Below are 15384 nucleotides of genomic sequence, written 5' to 3' on the forward strand. Positions count from 1 at the left end.
AGATGACCCGATGCCTGATACCGTACCGCAACGCGCCGATTTCCCTCACTTCCAGCCGATCATCACGCGTTGGCACGACAACGATGTGTATGGCCATGTGAACAACGTGACCTACTACAGCTTCTTTGACACGGCAGTGAATACCTACCTGATCGAGCAAGGTGGTCTGGATATTCAGGACGGCGATGTGGTGGGGTTTGTGGTGAGTTCGGCGTGTGATTACTTTGCGTCGATCGCCTTTCCCGAGCGCATCGACATCGGCCTGCGGGTGGGCAAGCTGGGCAACAGCTCAGTGCAGTACGAGTTGGCGGTGTTCAAGGCGGGCGAAGAAGACGCCTGTGCGGCGGGGCGGTTTGTGCATGTGTTCGTGGATCGGGGGACGAACCAGCCGGTGACGATTCCGGGGCGGTTGCGCGAGGCATTGCAGCGGTTGATCACCCTGTAGGAGCCGGCAAGCCGGCTCCTGCACTCAGCAACTATCAGTCGCGGTAGTGATGCTTGTTCTTGCGATGCCCATAGGCATGACCGCGCCCACGGTGGTCGTCACGGTCATAACGGCGGTGATCACGGCCACGGCTACGCCGGTCGTCGTCATCGCTCTTGTTGCCCATGTAGTTGCCCAGTGCGCCACCGGCACCACCGCCGGCCGCTGAACCGATCAGTGCGCCGGTGCTGCCGCCGACACTGCGGCCCACAACGTTGCCGCCGGCTGCGCCCAATGCGCCGCCAATAGCGGCTTCGCCACGGCTGCGCTTGTCGGCGCCCACCGCACTACCACCCGCGCCACCCAAGGCTGCGCCGATGGTCGAACCCGTGTTGCCGCCTAGCTGCTGGCCAACGACCGAACCCAGAACCCCGCCCAATGCGCCGCCCACACCGGCTTCGGTGGTGCCACCGGCCATGGCTGCGCCACTGACCAGGCCAAGGGACAACAAGAGAATCGAGGAGAACTTCATTAGGGAGACCTCAAGAGGATGACGGCGCGATCCTGAGGCTGTATCTGGATTGTGACAATAGAAATCCGACCAGTAGCACGAGTTGTACACAATTCTATAAGTTACTGTTTTTACTCGGGAACTTAAGTCTGTTTTGCGAGTCTTTAGCTACTTCGGAACGGCCGCTTTTATGCAAAAGCGGCCTTTTTTGTGCCTGAAATTCCTTTGCGGGTAATTCCCAGTGGCGAGCAGGCCAATACAAGTCTGCCCACCACAACGGTCCCGATCAGGCCGAGCGCGCCATGATCAAGCCATTGTCACTCGCCGCTTCCAACCGGATCGCCACGAACTTCGACGTCGGTGTATGGCTGCCATCCCCGGTGCTTTCCAACGGCACCAGCGGGTTCACTTCCGGGTAGTAAGCCGCAGCCTGCCCCGCCGGAATATCGAACGCCAGCAAGGTAAAGCCCTTCACACGGCGCTCGCGGCCGTCCTCCCACAACGACACGATGTCGGCCTTCTGCCCTGGCTTGAAGCCCAGGCGGATGATGTCGGCTTCGTTGACGAACAGCACGTCACGCTGGCCCTTGACCCCACGGTAGCGGTCGTCCAGGCCGTAGATGGTGGTGTTGTACTGATCGTGGGAGCGCATCGATTGCATGATCAGGTCCGGTACGCGGCCGGTCGCGTGGGTGCGTTCGTGGATCAAGTCCTTGGGCAGGATGTTCGGGCGGAAGTTGGCGCGGCCCGACGGGGTATTCCAGCGGCGCGCGCCCGCGGAGTTGCCCAGATAGAAACCGCCCGGATGCTTGATCTTCTCGTTGAAGTCCTTGAAGCCGGGAATGGTGTCGGCAATCAGGTCGCGGATGCGGCTGTAGTCGGCCACCAGCCAGTTCCAGTCCACCGGCTTGCTGCCCAGGGTCGCGGCAGCGATACCGGCCAGGATTGCCGGTTCGGATTTCATGAGTTTCGACAGCGGCTGCAACTGGCCATTGGAACCGTGGACCATGCTGAACGAGTCTTCCACCGTCACCGCTTGCGGGCCTTCGGCCTGGATATCGATGTCGGTACGGCCCAGGCACGGCAGGATCAGTGCATCTTTGCCGTGCATCAAATGGCTACGGTTGAGCTTGGTGCTGATTTGCACGGTAAGGTCGCAATTGCGCAGGGCTTCGAAGGTACGCAGGCTGTCCGGCGTGGCTTGGGCGAAGTTGCCGCCCAGGCCGATAAACACCTTGGAGCGGCCTTCGAGCATGGCGTGGATGGCTTCCACCACGTTGTGCCCGTTTTCACGCGGCACCTGGAATTGGAAGCGACGCTCCAGGGCATCGAGGAACGCCACCGGAGGGCGTTCGTTGATGCCCATGGTGCGGTCGCCCTGCACGTTACTGTGGCCACGCACCGGGCACAGGCCGGCGCCTGGGCGGCCGATATTGCCGCGCAGCAGCATCAGGTTGGCGATTTCCTGGATGGTCGGCACCGAATGGCGGTGCTGGGTGATGCCCATCGCCCAGCACATGATCACGTTCTTGCCTTTGGCGTACATGCGCGCCGCTTGCTCGATCTCGACCAGGGTCAGGCCGGACTGTTCGACGATCTCATCCCAGGAGGTATCGTCGATCTTGCCCAGGTATTCCAGCACGTTGGCGGTGTGCTCGTTGAGGAAGTCGTGGTCGAACACGGCCTCCTTGCCTTCGGCCTGGGCCTGGCGTTCCCACAGCAGCAGGAACTTGGCCATGCCGCGCAGGATGGCCATGTCGCCCCCCAGCGCCGGGCGGAAGTAGGCGGTGTTGGTTGGCTTGTCGCCGTTGGTGAGCATTTCCAGCGGGTGTTGCGGGTGCTGGAAGCGTTCCAGGCCGCGCTCTTTGAGTGGGTTGATGCACACCACCTGAGCGCCGCGTTTAACCGCTTCACGCAGCGGTTCAAGCATGCGCGGGTGGTTGGTGCCGGGGTTCTGGCCCCAGACGAAGATCGCATCGGCATGTTCGAAGTCATCAAAGGTCACGGTGCCTTTGCCGACCCCCACGCTTTGCGCCAGGGCAACGCCGCTGGCTTCGTGGCACATGTTCGAACAGTCCGGGAAGTTGTTGGTGCCGTAGGCGCGCACGAACAATTGGTACAGGTAGGCCGCTTCGTTGCTGGCGCGACCCGAGGTGTAGAACTCGGCCATGTCAGGGCTGGGCAGGGCGTTGAGGTGCCTGCCGACCAGGTCGAAGGCCGCTTCCCAACTGATGGGCGTGTAGCGGTCGGTTTCGGCGTCATAGCGCATCGGCTCGGTCAGGCGGCCCTGGTATTCCAGCCAGTAGTCGCTCTGTTCCAGCAAGGCGGTGACGCTGTGCTTGGCAAAAAATGCACCATCCACACGGCGCTTGGTAGCTTCCCAGTTGACCGCCTTGGCGCCGTTTTCACAGAACTTGACCATGCCGCTCTCCGGCGAGTCACCCCAGGCGCAGCCCGGGCAGTCGAAGCCGCCGTTCTGGTTGGTCTTGAGCATCATGCGCAGGTTTTTCAGCGCGTTGTCGCTGGTCAGCCAGGCTTGCGCCACGCTGATCAGTGCGCCCCAGCCGCCGGCCGGGCCTTTGTAGGGCTTGTAGCGCGGGGTCGGGGTTTGGTCGGCTTGGTGGTGCTGGCTCATGGCTGGTTCTCCATCGCAGGGCTGTAGACCCGCGGCGCACTTTTCTGCGGCAGGTGGATGAGATTGAGGTTATGCCGGCGCGCCCATTGCAGGGCGAGACCGGTGGGTGACGACAGGCTGACCAGGGTCTGGATGCCCGCGCGCAGGACTTTCTGGATCAACTCCAGGCTGCAACGGCTGGTAACAATCGCCAGGCCGCCTTCGGTCGGAATTTTTTGGCGGATCAATGCACCGATCAATTTATCCAGGGCGTTATGTCGGCCAATGTCTTCGCGGCCCAGCAACAATTCGCCCTGGCCGTTCATAAATACGGCGGCATGCACGGCGCCGCTGTACTGGCCCAAGGGCTGGAACGCGCTGATGCGTTGGCGCAGGCCATCCAGCCATTCGGCAGGCGGCAAAGGCGCACCCGGCAGTACATCAAGGTCAGGCAATGCTTGTTCTACCGCCTCTACACCGCACAGACCGCAACCACTGGTGCCGGCCAGTTGCCGGCGCTGTTGCTTGAGGTTCCAGAAGGCACGGCTGGAGATCTGCACCTGAGCGTATTGAGCAGAGCCCGATCCGCTGAGTTTTAGATCATAAATGTCGCTAACGTCGGCGATAATGCCGCTGCCTATACTGAAGCCGACGATAAAGTCTTCCAGGTCTGTCGGCGTCACCAGCATTACCGCTTGGCTGATGTCGTTGTAGGCAATCGCCAACGCCACTTCCTCGGCCAGGGCTGTGCTGGCGAATTCCGTATGTTCGAGATTGCAATACTGGTAGCTCTGGCTGGCGGCGGGCGCTGGCGTTTCAAGAGCGGGCGCCGCGCAGACTGGGCGCTTGGCGTTCATGGGGCAGTACCACCGGCGGATTGATCAGTGTTTAGACTAGGCGCGACAAAGCGTCGCGTCTAATCGCCAGTACTGATCTTCCGATAGATGACGTCGATCAAGACTCGTTTTGCGATTTCTGATACAGCGCGAAACACGCCTCTGCCAGCGCCGAGCGCGGTGCACTGCGGCGCATGATCAAGCCCAGGCGCGCGAGTGTATGGGCGTCTTCGATCGGCTGCAGGCGCAGATGCTCGGTGAGTGCATCCAGGCCACCGTCCAAAGGCATCACGGCGCAGCACAAGCCGCCATGCACGGCTTGCAACAACTGATGGACGGCATCGGTCTGCAACAATGGCTGCGGGTTGAGCCCACGGCTGTGGAAGTTGTGGTCGATGGATTGGCGAAAGTGCATGCCGCTGGTGAGCATGCCCAGGGGCAGTTCGATCAGGGCTTCCCAGCTCAATGGCGTGTCGCCAAAGCTGAAGAAGCGTTGGTCGTAGAGCAGGCCCATGCGGGTTTCGCCCAAGGCCAGCGAGTCGAAGCGCTCAGCGTCCAGGCGCTCCAGGTAAGACACGCCCAGGTCCAGGCGATTGCTCGCCAGTTGCTCAAGGATCTGTTCGGAGCTGAGCGCCGACAGCTCGAAGCGCAGGTTCGGGTGTTCTTTGTGCAGTTGCTGCATCAATGCCAAGGGATCGAAGCTCGACAACGGCACCACGCCCAGGCGCAATGTGCCGACGAGGTTGCCGCGACAGGCGGCCGCTTCGGCCTGCAAGCCGTCGTACGCCGCCAGCACCGTGCGTGCCCAGGCCAGCACGCGCTCACCGGGGGCGGTAAAGCCCTCGAAGCGCTGGCCGCGATTGACCAAAGGCAGGTCCAGCTCTTCTTCAAGGCTGCGCAGGCGCATCGACAGGGTCGGTTGAGTGATGTGGCAACGCGCGGCCGCCTGGCCGAAGTGGCGGGTCTCGTCGAGGGCGATGAGGAATTTCAACTGTTTGATGTCCATCTTCGCTCCAGGGCTTATTCCAATGGCGGGGGGATTCTAGCGCGTTTGGGTCTTTTGCCGGGCTGGAACCCAAGTCTGTAGGACTGGTCTAGTCTTGGGCATCTGGAAATCAATTAACAAGGAGCGCGCACTATGAGCATTTTCAGCTTTATCAAGGAAGCCGGCGAAAAGATTGTCGACCTGTTGACGCCGGGTAATGCAAACGCCAGTGAGCAGTTGAAGGAGCACGTGGCCAAAGTGGGCCTGGGTAATCCGAATGTGCAGACCACGGTGGATGGCGACAAGGTGACGGTGACCGGTGAAGTCGCCACCCAGGAAGAGAAAGAGAAGATCCTGCTGGCGCTGGGCAACATTGCCGGTGTGGCCAGTGTAGATGACCAGATCACCGTTTCCGGGCCTGTTGTGGCTGCCGCCCGTTTCGTCGTGGTGAAAAAGGGCGACACACTGAGCGCGATTTCCCTGGCGGTGTATGGCAACGCCAACCAGTACAACAAGATCTTCGAAGCCAACAAGCCGCTGTTGTCGCACCCGGACAAAATCTACCCAGGGCAGACGCTGCGTATTCCTGAGTAAAACGCAGGACGAAAGGTGGGATGGGGCTTGCCCCCGATGGTGGTGTGTCAGTGACTGAATGTGTCTCTGATGCACAGCAATCGGGGGCAAGCCCCTCCCACATGGGGTCAGAGTCCGGCAATGAGATCTCGGTAGTCGTCGACCGCCGCAAATTCCGCCGTGTCCTTTGGACCTTTCTTGCTGTCCGGCTCCTTTACCGCCAACAAATGCCCCACGCCAAACGCCCGGGCGCTGCGCAGGATCGGCAAGGTGTCATCGATAAACAAACTCCGTGCCGGGTCGAAGCCGATATCGGCTTGCAGGGCATCCCAGAACTGCGGGTTCTCCTTGGCGAAACCGTAATCGTGGGAGCTGATCAACCGCTCGAAATACGGCGCCAGTTCAATGCGTTCCAGCTTCAATGACAGGGAATCACGATGAGCGTTGGTGATCAGGATCACGCGCTTGCCGGCCCGTTTGATTGCCGTGAGGAATGTGTCGGCATCCGGGCGCAGGGCGATCAGGTGCGCGGTTTCCAGCTTGAGTTCGCGCACCGGGATCTTCAGTTCGGTACTCCAGAAGTCCAGGCAATACCATTGCAACTGTCCGGCGTTACGCTCGAACAGCGGCTGCAACTCCATCTCGGCCAGGGCGCGGCTCACGCCATGCAGTTCGGCGTAGCGCTGGGGCAGGTGTTCCATCCAGAAGTGGTTGTCGTAATGCAAGTCGAGCAGGGTGCCGTCCATGTCCAGCAGGACAGTGTCGATGGCGTGCCAGGGCAAAGAGGGCATGGGGCGGTCTCATGTAAGTAAAGATATCCGACACAGACAATCGGAAAAGCCACGGTATAGTAACCCGATCACGCCAAGGAGCCGCTCATGCGCCAGAAACCCACCGTCCTCGCCCGCGAAATAGTCGCCAGTAGCCGTTTGTTCCGCGTGGAGGAAGTGCAATTGCGCTTCTCCAATGGCGTTGAGCGGACCTACGAGCGCCTGGTGGGTCGCGGTGCCGGCTACGGCGCGGTGATGATTGTGGCCATGATCGACGCAGACCATGCGTTGCTGGTGGAAGAATACTGCGGCGGTACCGACGAATATGAGCTGTCGTTGCCCAAGGGGTTGATCGAGCCCGGTGAAGACGTACTGGCGGCGGCCAATCGCGAACTCAAGGAAGAGGCGGGCTACGGCGCACGGCAGTTGGAGCACCTCACGGAACTGTCGCTGTCGCCTGGCTACATGAGCCAGAAAATCCAGGTGGTACTGGCCACCGACCTCTATGAAGAACGCCTGGAAGGCGATGAACCTGAGCCGATGCGTGTGGACCGGGTCAACCTGCGCGAGCTGTCGATGCTGGCGCAAAATGAGCAATTCAGCGAAGGCCGGGCTCTGGCCGCGCTGTACCTGGTACGAGACCTGTTGACCCAGCGAGGAGCGTTTAACGCATGAGCGAACTGTTTTTAGGCCACCCGTTTATTGCCCCGGTGATCGAGCTGGCCCGTCAGGCCGGTGAAGTGATCCTGCCGTACTGGCGCGCTGACGTGGCCGTTACGTCCAAAGCCGATGATTCGCCGGTGACGGCCGCGGACCTGGCCGCTCATCACCTGATCCTGGCCGGCCTGACCGCGCTGGACCCGAGCATTCCGGTGCTGTCCGAAGAAGATGCCGATATCGACCAGAGCGTGCGCGCCGGCTGGCAGCGCTGGTGGCTGGTGGATCCGTTGGATGGCACCAAGGAATTCATCTCCGGCAGCGAAGAATTCACCGTGAACATCGCCCTGATCGAACAGGGCCGCGTCGTGTTCGGCGTGGTCTCGATGCCCACCAACGGCCGTTGCTACTTCGGTGGCGCCGGCTTGGGTGCTTGGCGATCCGATGTGAATGAAGCGCCCAAGCAGATCCAGGTGCGTGAAGCACCGGCAGCGGGCGAGTCGTTCACCGTAGTTGCAAGTCGTCGGCATACCAGCGCGGAGCAGGAGCGTTTACTGGGCGGGCTGAGCGAAGGCCTGGGCGCGTTGAAGCTGACGAATATCGGCAGCTCGCTGAAGTTCTGTTTGTTGGCCGAGGGCAGTGCGGACTGCTATCCGCGCCTGGCGCCGACCTCGCAGTGGGACACGGCGGCGGCCCAGGGCGTACTCGAAGGCGCGGGGGGCGAAGTGTTGGAGCTGAGCGGTGAGCCGTTCAGCTACCCGGCGCGGGCATCGTTGTTGAACCCGTTCTTTTTGGCGTTGCCGGCCAAGGCTGCGTGGCGCGAGCGCTTGCTGACCCTGGCCAGATCCTGAGGCGGAAGGTGGGAGGGGGGTGGCAGTCAGCGGTGCAGGACGTACTGCCCGGTGAAGGCCACTGCACGCTCCTCGCTGCCTTCATTCACAACCCACGTCTCCAGCGTGATGCGCGCGCGACCATAGCGCTGGTACGTCGCTAAAAAGCGCTTCCACACCTTCTCCTCCGGCGCCTGGCATACCACCGTTGCATCCCGCGTGACCGGCAGCGGATAACTGATCTGCCCTTCCTGAATCACGATGTGCCCGTCTTCGATGCCTTCTTCACGCAGTTGCAAGTGCAGCCAGCCCCAACCCCCCAGCACTGCGCCGCAATACAGGCTGCCGCCGAACATGGTGCTCTTGTGGTTGATGTTGGCGTGCAAGGGCAGATGCAGTTCCAGCCGCCCGTGGTGCCAGTCGAGCACCTTGAGGCCCATTTCCCGGGTGAGGGGGATGTCGTGGTGAAGAATGGATTCCAGGTAACGGCTGTCGCGGTTCATGGGGGCCTCTTGGCGAGTGGGAGCGGTCATTCGTCATCGCCGCTTTGGTTGGCGAAATTCAGGCCGTGCTTGCGCAGCTTGTCGTGCAAGGTCTTGCGCGGTACGCCGAGGGCTTCGGCGAGGCTGCGCATGGAGCCGTGGGGGCGGGTCAGCTCAGCGGCGATCAGGCTTTTTTCGAACTGCTCGACCTGTTCGCTCAGGCCACCCGAGTTGGACGTCAACACACCGGCGGCAGGGTTGTCCGGCGTGGCATCCAGTGCCAGTTCCAGCCCCAATGCGAAGCGTTCGGCGGCGTTTTGCAGTTCGCGTACATTGCCCGGCCAGTTATGGCGCAGCAGCAGGGCGCGCTGGCCCGGTTGCAGTTCGTGCAGCGGCAGGCCGTGACGACTGCTGGCTTCATCGGCGAAGTGCTGGAACAGCATCAAGGCATCCTCACCCCGCTCACGCAGCGGCGGAATACGCAGCGGCGCGACGTTGAGTCGGTAATACAAGTCGGCACGGAAGCGACCCTGGTCGGCGGACTGGCGCAGGTCTTCCTTGGTGGCGGCGATGATGCGGATATCCAGCGGGATCAGTTGATTGCCGCCCAGCCGCTCCACCACACGCTCCTGCAGCAGGCGCAAGAGTTTGACCTGCACGTCCAGGCTCATGCTTTCGATTTCATCGAGGAACAAGGTACCGCCGTTGGCGAACTCGAACTTGCCGATGCGGCGTTTCTGCGCGCCGGTGAAGGCGCCAGGCTCGTGGCCGAACAGCTCGCTTTCGACCACCGATTCAGCCAGCGCCCCGGCGTTGATCGCCACGAACGGCCCGCTGCGGCGGCTCGACAGGTCGTGCAGCGCACGCGCCACCACCTCTTTGCCGGCGCCGGTTTCGCCGAGGATCAGCACATCGGCCTTGGTCGCGGCCAGGGCGCCGATCTGTTCACGCAGGCGCAGCATTTGCGGCGAATGCCCGACCAGTCGCGTGCTCAATTGCTGACGATCGCTGAGGGCCAGGCGCAGGCTGCGGTTGTCCAGTACCAGGCGGCGCAGAGCCAGGGCACGGCGGACGCTGTCGAGCAGGGCGTCGCTGGCGAAGGGTTTTTCCAGAAAGTCATAGGCACCGGCGCGCATGGCTTGCACCGCCAGCGGCACATCGCCATGACCGGTGATCAGCAGCACCGGCAGGTCCGGGTCCTGGCCGTGCAGTTCGGCGAGCAGCTCCAGGCCGTCCATGCCGGGCATGCGGATATCGCTGACCACCACCCCCGGCCAGTCCCGCGACAGGCGTGCGGTGAGGCCGCTGGCTTCGCCCAGGGGCAGGACTTTCAGCCCGGCCAGGTCCAGGGTCTGGCACAGCGCCTGACGCAGGTGTGGATCGTCGTCGATCAACACCACCTGAATCTGGTTATCGATACTCATACACTGCGGTCCTCGGACGGTTGCAGACTGACGCCCGGCGAGCCGGCGCGCAATTTCAAGGTTAACAGCGCGCCGCCTTCCTTGTGGTTGGCAAACAGCAGTTCGCCGCCGAAGGCACGCATCAGGGTCTCGCAGATCGCCAGCCCCAGGCCCAGGCCCTGGGTGCGTGTCTTGGTGGTGTAGAACGGCTCGCTGGCGCGCCCCAGGGCCTCCATGCAAAAACCCGGGCCGTTGTCGCGAATGTACAGGTTGACGCCCTGTTCGGTGGTTTCGGCACTCAGCCAGAGTCTGCGCGGCGGGCCTTTTTCGGTGAGGGCGTCGAGGGCGTTGGCCAGCAGGTTGCCCAGCACCTGGCGCAGGCGGGTTTCGCCGGCTTGTACCCAGAGGGTGGCTTCCGGCAAGTCGCGGATCAGTTCCACTTCCATCGACCGTCGCCGCTTGGCCAGCAACGCCAGCGCATCGTCGAGCGCCGGTTGCAGGGCCACGCTTTCGGGCGCATGGCGGTCGCGACGGGCGAAAGCGCGCAGGTGGGCGATGATCGAGGCCATGCGCCCGGTCAGTTCGCTGATCAGCTTGAGGTTGCCGCGGGCGTCATTGGTGCGTTCATGGTCGAGCAGGATTTCGGCGTTTTCCGCGTAGCTGCGAATGGCGGCCAGGGGCTGATTGAGTTCGTGACTGATGCTCGCCGACATGGTGCCCAGCGCCGACAGTTTACCTGCTTGCACCAGGTCGTCCTGGGCCCGTACCAGCTCCTGCTGGGCGTGTTCGCGCTCCAGCACTTCCTGTTTCAGGCGCCGGTTGAGGCCCTCCAGGTCACTGGTACGCTCGACCACCCGCGCTTCCAGCTCGCGGCGGGCCTTGGCTTCGAACGCAATGCGCTCCAGGTAGTGACGGCGACGTTGCATCATCAGTCCCAGCAGCAACATCAACACCAGCAGCGTCGCGCCGCCGACGGCAACCACGGTGCGCACCGGGCGGTTGATCAACGAGCGTGGCGCAAGGATTTCCACATTCCAGCCCGTTTCGGCGATGGCCGTGGATTGGCGCAGCCACGCGGTGCTGCTCAGACTCAACGGCTGCGGGTCGCGGGTCGGGTAGGGCTGGATGGCGATGATGGCCTGGCGTTCTTCAGCGGTCAGCGGACGGGTCGCGCGGAATCGCCATTGCGGGCGCGAGGTCAGGATCACCACGCCGTTATGGTCGGTGACCAGCAGTTGTTCCGGGGTGTTGCCCCACAGGCTTTCGGTGTGGTCCAGGTCGACCTTGACCACCAATACACCGATGATCTTATCGCCGTCACGTACGGCGGCGGCGAAGAAATAACCGCGCTTGGCCGATGTAGTGCCCAGGCCGAAAAACCGCCCCAGACGCCCGGCCATGGCTTCGCTGAAATACGGGCGGAACGAGAAGTTGCGCCCGACAAAGCTATCTTGTTTATCCCAATTGGACGCCGCGAGGGTCTTGCCGGTGGTGTCCATCAGGTACATCACTTCCACCCCGGCCTGGGCGGCGACCTCCTTGAGCAGCAGGTTGGCGTTGACCAGGTTGGTGCTGACGTTGGGCGCGTCCAATGCAGTGCGCAGTGCCGGCAGGTCGCCGAGGATTTGCGGCAGCACTTCATAGCGGTGCAGGGTGCCGAGCAGGTTGGCGACGTACAGGTCGAGGGTCTGGCGGTTCTGGCCGGCCAGTTCGCTGCGGTAATAACGCTCGGCCAGATGCTCCAGCGGCCACAATAGCGGCGCCAGGCAAAGCGCCAGGAGGGCGAGGCTGCGCCAGCGGGGTCTGCGCGGGAGGGGTGGAGTCATGGGAGTCGTGCGCCTGTGGGTACAGGCGCATTATGCCTAGTGCTGCTGTGCAAGACACTCGCGCAATGCGTCTTGCCACTGCGGCTGGCTGACGTGCCATTGTTGTTGCAAGCGGCTGCAATCGAGGCGTGAGTTCAAGGGACGCTGGGCGGGCGTCGGGTAGGCGCTGGAAGGGATGGCTTCCAGCTCGGCACAGGCTTTGCCCTGCTTGCGCAGATGCTCGCCGATGGCCTCGGCAAAACCGAACCACGACGTTTCACCTTGGGCGGTCAGGTGATATACCCCCCATTCCCCCGCTGTGCCGGCTTGCCAGCGCTCGATCAACGCAAGCGTACTGTTGGCGATGCTACCGGCCCAGGTCGGTGCGCCGATCTGATCGGCGACGATGCGCATCTGCGGTTTTTCCTGCAGCAGGCGTTGCATGGTCAGCAGGAAGTTCTTGCCGTGGTTGGAGTAGACCCAACTGGTGCGCAGAACCAGGTACTGACCCCCTACGGCTGCAATCGCCTGCTCGCCGGCCAGCTTGCTCTGGCCATAGACGCCCAGCGGGTTCGGCGTGTCGGCTTCGGTGTAAGGCGCCGGTTTGCTGCCGTCGAACACGTAGTCGGTTGAGTAGTGGATCAACGGGATGCCCAGTGCCTTGGCTTCCTCGGCGAGAATGCCGGGGGCGATGGCGTTGATGGCAAATGCGGCGTCCGGTTCGCTTTCGGCCTGATCGACAGCGGTGTGAGCCGCTGCGTTGATAATCAGGCTGGGGCGGTGGGCGCGCACTTGCTGGCGGATCTGTTCTGCATTGGCCAGGTCAAGCTGGTCGCGGCCCAGGACGATGAGTTCGCCCAAGCCCTGGAGGCGTTGTTGCAGTTCGCGGGAGACTTGGCCGTGCTGGCCACAGATCAGGATCTTCATGGGAACAGGTCTGCATCTTTCAGGCTTTGGCCGTTTTGATCCTTGACGGATAGCGTCGGATCGCCAGCAAACTCCCAATCGATATTGAGATCAGAATCGTTCCAGCGAATGCAGCGTTCAGCTGAGGGGGTGTAGTAATCAGTGGTTTTGTACAGGAATTCGGCATAGTCACTGAGCACCACAAACCCGTGGCCAAACCCTGGCGGAATCCAGAGCTGTCTTTTGTTGTCAGCAGACAACCGCACGCTGGCCCATTTGCCGAATTGAGGTGAGCTGCGACGGATGTCCACCACTACGTCTAATACTTCACCCGCTGTCACACGCACCAGTTTTCCTTGGGCGTGTTCGATCTGGTAGTGCAAACCGCGCAACACCCCTTTTTGCGAGCGCGAGTGGTTGTCCTGGACAAATTGCGCTTCTAGTCCAGTGGCTTGCGCAAAATTTCGAGCGTTGAAGCTCTCATAAAAGAAACCACGCTCATCGCCAAAAACCTTAGGCTCGATGATCAGTACATCGGGCAGCGCAGTGGCGGTTACATTCATGGAGTTTCCCCTGCGATCGTGAACAGATATTGACCATAGCCGGTTTTGCCAAAGTACTTGGCACGCTCCAGCAGGTAGTCGCGGTCGATCCAGCCATTTTCGTAGGCGATTTCTTCTAGGCAGGCTACCTTCAAGCCTTGGCGATGCTCGATGGTCTGCACATAGGTGGAGGCTTCGAGCAGGCTGTCGTGGGTGCCGGTGTCAAGCCAGGCAAAGCCGCGGCCGAAACGCTCCACATGCAGGTCGCCACGCTTAAGGTACGCATTGTTGACGTCGGTAATCTCCAGCTCCCCACGAGGTGAAGGTTTGACCGCCTTGGCGATCTTGATCACGTCGTTATCGTAGAAATACAGGCCGGTAACCGCATAGGACGATTTTGGCTTGGTCGGTTTTTCTTCGATGGACAGGGCGCGGCCCTCTTTGTCGAAGTCGATCACGCCGAAACGCTCCGGGTCCTTGACCCAGTAGCCGAATACCGTGGCCCCTGAAGCGCGCTCGGCTGCGGTGCGCAATTGGTCACCAAAATGCTGGCCGTGGAAGATGTTGTCGCCCAGAATCAGGCAGACTGAGTCTTCGCCGATAAACTCCTCACCAATGAGGAATGCCTGAGCCAGGCCATCGGGAGACGGCTGCTCTGCATAACTGAAACGCACGCCGAACTGGCTGCCATCACCCAGCAGGTTGCGATATTGCGGCAAGTCCACTGGTGTGGAAATCACCATAATATCCTTGATACCTGCCAGCATCAGCACCGAGATCGGGTAGTAGATCATCGGCTTGTCATAGACCGGCAGCAGTTGCTTGGACACACCCAGGGTAATGGGGTGCAAACGCGTGCCGGAACCGCCGGCCAATACGATTCCCTTCATCATGCGATCAGATCCTTAAAGTCGGTGTTGCCCAAACGTTCACCCTGATAACTGCCGTCCTGGACCCTGCGGCACCATTCCAAGTTATTGAGGTACCACTGCACGGTTTTGCGCAGTCCAGTTTCAAAGGTTTCTTCCGGCGCCCAGCCGAGTTCGCGTTCGATCTTGCTGGCATCGATCGCATAGCGCTGATCGTGGCCTGGGCGATCCTTGACGAAGGTGATCAGATCGACAAATTGCGTGACGCCGGCCGGGCGCTGTGGCGCCAACTCTTCAAGCAGGGCGCAGATGCCGCGCACCACGTCGATATTCTTCTGCTCATTGTGGCCGCCGATGTTGTAGGTCTCGCCGACCACACCTTCGGTGACCACTTTGAGCAATGCGCGGGCGTGGTCTTCGACGAACAGCCAGTCGCGCACCTGCAAACCATCACCGTAGACGGGCAGCGGCTTGCCTGCGAGGGCATTGAGTATCACCAGCGGGATCAGCTTCTCGGGGAAGTGGAATGGCCCGTAGTTGTTCGAGCAGTTGGTCAGCAGCACCGGCAAGCCGTAGGTGCGCTGCCAGGCGCGGACCAGGTGATCGGACGCCGCCTTGCTGGCCGAATACGGTGAGCTGGGTGCATAGGGTGTGGTTTCAGTGAACAGGTCGTCCACGCCATGCAGGTCGCCGTACACCTCATCGGTGGAGATGTGATGGAAGCGGAACGCACGCTTGGCGGGCTCGTCGAGCGTCTGCCAATAGGCGCGGGTGGCTTCCAGCAAGCTGTAGGTGCCTACGATATTGGTCTGAATGAAGTCCGACGGGCCATCGATCGAGCGGTCTACATGGGACTCGGCCGCCAGGTGCATGATCGCCTGGGGCTCGAAGCGCTTCAGTACGGCACTGACAGTGGCCTGGTCGACAATATCGGCCTGGACGAACTCGTAGCGGCTGTTGGACGCGATGCTGGTCAGCGATTCCAGGTTGCCGGCATACGTGAGTTTGTCCAGGTTGAGCACTTCGTGCTCGGTGTGCTGAATCAGGTGGCGGATCAAGGCGGAGCCAATAAAACCGGCGCCACCGGTGATGAGAATGCGCATGTCGGAGGGCCTTTTCCTTAGACGGACATTAAGTGAATGGAGCATAGCTTGAGTTGTGCCGCCGGGCGGTGCAA

General features: G+C 61.6%; 16 protein-coding genes. 4 read left to right on the forward strand and 12 right to left on the reverse strand.

From position 1 onward, the window contains the following. Positions 1 to 10 precede the first annotated feature (10 nt). Positions 11 to 445 carry an acyl-CoA thioesterase gene (locus K5K89_RS02200; RefSeq protein ID WP_071492483.1) on the forward strand — a complete coding sequence of 145 codons (435 nt, stop codon included), beginning with the start codon at positions 11 to 13 and terminating at the stop codon, positions 443 to 445. 34 nt (positions 446 to 479) lie between these two features. On the opposite strand, the gene K5K89_RS02205 is transcribed toward K5K89_RS02200, so the two are convergent. The 4 genes from K5K89_RS02205 to K5K89_RS02220 form a co-directional block, all read right to left on the reverse strand. Next, on the reverse strand, positions 480 to 956 hold the full coding sequence (locus K5K89_RS02205; RefSeq protein ID WP_058424794.1) for a glycine zipper domain-containing protein: 477 nt from the start codon (positions 954 to 956) through the stop codon (positions 480 to 482). A 265-nt stretch (positions 957 to 1221) separates the two neighbouring features. Next, the gene (locus K5K89_RS02210; RefSeq protein ID WP_071492482.1) at positions 1222 to 3570 is read right to left on the reverse strand and encodes an FdhF/YdeP family oxidoreductase; all 2349 of its coding nucleotides are present in this window, start codon (positions 3568 to 3570) and stop codon (positions 1222 to 1224) included. Next, entirely contained in the window at positions 3567 to 4406 is an 840-nt protein-coding gene (gene fdhD, locus K5K89_RS02215) for a formate dehydrogenase accessory sulfurtransferase FdhD (RefSeq protein WP_071492481.1), read from the reverse strand. The genes K5K89_RS02210 and fdhD overlap by 4 nt, the downstream gene beginning before the upstream one ends. A gap of 97 nt (positions 4407 to 4503) precedes the next feature. After that, complete coding sequence (locus K5K89_RS02220) at positions 4504 to 5391, reverse strand: LysR family transcriptional regulator (protein ID WP_222540777.1); 888 nt, start codon at positions 5389 to 5391, stop codon at positions 4504 to 4506. Positions 5392 to 5523: 132 nt separating this feature from the next. Here K5K89_RS02220 and lysM point away from each other — a divergent pair, with 132 nt between their 5' ends. Then, positions 5524 to 5964 (forward strand): peptidoglycan-binding protein LysM, encoded by a 441-nt coding sequence (gene lysM / locus K5K89_RS02225; RefSeq protein ID WP_071492479.1) that lies wholly within the window; start codon positions 5524 to 5526, stop codon positions 5962 to 5964. Between the two features lie 107 nt (positions 5965 to 6071). Here lysM and yrfG read toward each other — a convergent pair whose 3' ends face one another. Next, the gene (yrfG, locus tag K5K89_RS02230) at positions 6072 to 6734 is read right to left on the reverse strand and encodes a GMP/IMP nucleotidase (protein ID WP_222540778.1); all 663 of its coding nucleotides are present in this window, start codon (positions 6732 to 6734) and stop codon (positions 6072 to 6074) included. 87 nt (positions 6735 to 6821) lie between these two features. Between yrfG and nudE the strand changes: the two genes are divergently transcribed. Together nudE and cysQ are read left to right on the forward strand one after the other, a co-directional pair. Further along, complete coding sequence (gene nudE, locus K5K89_RS02235; RefSeq protein WP_071492477.1) at positions 6822 to 7388, forward strand: ADP compounds hydrolase NudE; 567 nt, start codon at positions 6822 to 6824, stop codon at positions 7386 to 7388. Next, entirely contained in the window at positions 7385 to 8221 is an 837-nt protein-coding gene (gene cysQ / locus K5K89_RS02240; RefSeq protein WP_071492476.1) for a 3'(2'),5'-bisphosphate nucleotidase CysQ, read from the forward strand. The genes nudE and cysQ overlap by 4 nt, the downstream gene beginning before the upstream one ends. A gap of 26 nt (positions 8222 to 8247) precedes the next feature. Here the strand turns inward: cysQ and K5K89_RS02245 are convergent, their stop codons facing one another. From K5K89_RS02245 to rfbB, 7 genes are read right to left on the reverse strand one after another with little or no spacing between them, the layout of a single operon-like run. Continuing rightward, a complete protein-coding gene (locus K5K89_RS02245; protein WP_071492475.1) occupies positions 8248 to 8703 on the reverse strand; it encodes a YiiD C-terminal domain-containing protein in 456 nt (151 codons plus the stop codon). Between the two features lie 26 nt (positions 8704 to 8729). Beyond that, positions 8730 to 10106 (reverse strand): sigma-54-dependent transcriptional regulator, encoded by a 1377-nt coding sequence (locus tag K5K89_RS02250; RefSeq protein ID WP_222540779.1) that lies wholly within the window; start codon positions 10104 to 10106, stop codon positions 8730 to 8732. After that, a complete protein-coding gene (locus tag K5K89_RS02255; RefSeq protein WP_071492473.1) occupies positions 10103 to 11911 on the reverse strand; it encodes an ATP-binding protein in 1809 nt (602 codons plus the stop codon). Before K5K89_RS02255 ends, K5K89_RS02250 begins: the two co-directional genes overlap by 4 nt. 36 nt (positions 11912 to 11947) lie before the next feature. After that, on the reverse strand, positions 11948 to 12817 hold the full coding sequence (rfbD, locus tag K5K89_RS02260) for a dTDP-4-dehydrorhamnose reductase (protein WP_093121629.1): 870 nt from the start codon (positions 12815 to 12817) through the stop codon (positions 11948 to 11950). Beyond that, positions 12814 to 13359 (reverse strand): dTDP-4-dehydrorhamnose 3,5-epimerase, encoded by a 546-nt coding sequence (rfbC, locus tag K5K89_RS02265; protein ID WP_222540780.1) that lies wholly within the window; start codon positions 13357 to 13359, stop codon positions 12814 to 12816. The genes rfbD and rfbC overlap by 4 nt, the downstream gene beginning before the upstream one ends. Continuing rightward, positions 13356 to 14231 (reverse strand): glucose-1-phosphate thymidylyltransferase RfbA, encoded by an 876-nt coding sequence (gene rfbA / locus K5K89_RS02270; protein WP_222540781.1) that lies wholly within the window; start codon positions 14229 to 14231, stop codon positions 13356 to 13358. The genes rfbC and rfbA overlap by 4 nt, the downstream gene beginning before the upstream one ends. Then, positions 14228 to 15310: a dTDP-glucose 4,6-dehydratase gene (rfbB, locus tag K5K89_RS02275; RefSeq protein WP_222540782.1), complete on the reverse strand. Its 1083-nt coding sequence runs from the start codon at positions 15308 to 15310 to the stop codon at positions 14228 to 14230. Before rfbB ends, rfbA begins: the two co-directional genes overlap by 4 nt. Positions 15311 to 15384: the final 74 nt, after the last annotated feature.

Source organism: Pseudomonas sp. DR208 (genome assembly GCF_019823005.1).
GTDB classification, from domain to species: Bacteria; Pseudomonadota; Gammaproteobacteria; order Pseudomonadales; family Pseudomonadaceae; genus Aquipseudomonas; species Aquipseudomonas extremorientalis.